Annotated in this window: 1 pseudogene; it reads left to right on the top strand. The window is 76.8% G+C overall.

The annotated features are described in order from the left end of the window. Positions 1 to 820: pseudogene (locus LzC2_RS21570) on the top strand (hypothetical protein); the annotation flags it as partial.

The raw sequence follows: 820 nt of genomic DNA, 5'->3' as shown, positions 1-820 counted from the left end.
AAGCCGCACGCTGCTGGTCGCCGCCGGCCGCCGCGCCTGGCTGTACGACTACGACCCCACCGCGGACCCCACCGCGGACCCCGCCGCCGCTGCGGGCGCCGATTCGGACGAGGGCGGCGACGACGCCGCGCTGTCCGTCCCGCGGGCGTTGGGCGGGGAATTCGCCGCGCACGCCGCATCGATCGCCGCGGCGACGTTCGTGCCCGTCGGGCCGGACGGAACCCGGTACGTCCTCACCGCGGACACAACCGGCGCCGTACGGCTGTGGGACGCTGCGAACCCGGGTCGGGCGTTGGCGGAGGCGTTCGCCGAGGCCGGCGGAGCGGGCGTCGCGGTGCACGATCTCGCCGTTCCCGCGGCCGGGGCGCTGCCGCGGCTCTCGCCGGAAGGCGCCGTCCTCGAAGACCCCGGCCCCAGCGACTTCCGACTGGCCGTCGCCGCGGCGACGGACGCCGGCCCGTTCGTGTTCGTCCTCGCTCCGCCGACTGAGGATGGCGGTGAATGGAGCACTACCTCGGTGGCGCTGCGCGGTCGGGGCGGGGCGACGCGGGGCGTGGCGTTCGCCCCGGATCGGCCGGATCGATTGATCACCGCGGGGGCCGACGGCGCCGCGCGGATCTGGGACTGGAACGGCTCCGCGGTCGGTTGGGATCCGATCCCCGGCCCGGAGATCGCGGACGCCGGCTGGGAGGTCTCCGAGAGCCTGCTGGCGCTCGATCGCCGCTCCGCCCGCCAAGGCGGCGGCGGCCACGAGGGCGGGCGACGGCGACGCGATGCTGACCGGCGGCGACGCGACTTGGCGGGGTGGGAGAAGCGGTCC

This window comes from Alienimonas chondri (genome assembly GCF_013036045.1).
Classification (GTDB): Bacteria; Planctomycetota; Planctomycetia; order Planctomycetales; family Planctomycetaceae; genus Alienimonas; species Alienimonas chondri.
This window is presented reverse-complemented; position numbering and strand designations above follow the sequence as displayed.